This is a genomic window from Pseudomonas meliae, assembly GCF_001400515.1.
Taxonomy (GTDB): Bacteria; Pseudomonadota; Gammaproteobacteria; order Pseudomonadales; family Pseudomonadaceae; genus Aquipseudomonas; species Aquipseudomonas amygdali.
The window spans coordinates 1-401 of record NZ_LJQT01000341.1; the positions used below are offsets into that span (position 1 = coordinate 1).

1 protein-coding gene and 1 pseudogene are annotated in these 401 nt (G+C 52.9%); both read left to right on the forward strand.

The window, feature by feature from the left end:
- Positions 1-4: 4 nt before the first annotated feature.
- Positions 5-175 carry a carbon storage regulator gene (locus tag ALO64_RS26365; RefSeq protein ID WP_094195092.1) on the forward strand — a complete coding sequence of 57 codons (171 nt, stop codon included), beginning with the start codon at positions 5-7 and terminating at the stop codon, positions 173-175.
- A 35-nt stretch (positions 176-210) separates the two neighbouring features.
- Positions 211-401 (forward strand): annotated as a pseudogene (locus ALO64_RS15875) (TraR/DksA family transcriptional regulator); the annotation flags it as partial.

Below are 401 nucleotides of genomic sequence, written 5' to 3' on the forward strand. Positions count from 1 at the left end.
ATAAATCAGCGGCTCCTTAAGCGTTTCAGAGGATACTGGGAATGTACTTATCCAGATTGAAGCCCCGGATGTCGTCGAGGCCCAAGGCAGAACCGTTGGGAACGAAGTGACCGCTCACAAGCCTGGCCCTGTTATTACTCATAAGCGGCGGTGGCGTTCGTTGGTCACTCAGTAGGAAGTTTGGATGACCAACCAGATCAGGAGCACAAGATGGCATTGATGAGCGTTGACCAACTGCTGAATCAAGCAGAGGACGAGTACATGAGCGTAGACCAGCTGGTCTTTTTCAAAGACAGGTTGGAGGTCAAAGCCGCAGAGCTTCGTGATCGCTTGCTCAGCTGTCAGGTCAGTTGCGAAATCGAGCGTCACCCGGACGAAGCCGACTTCGCTTCCGATGAGGA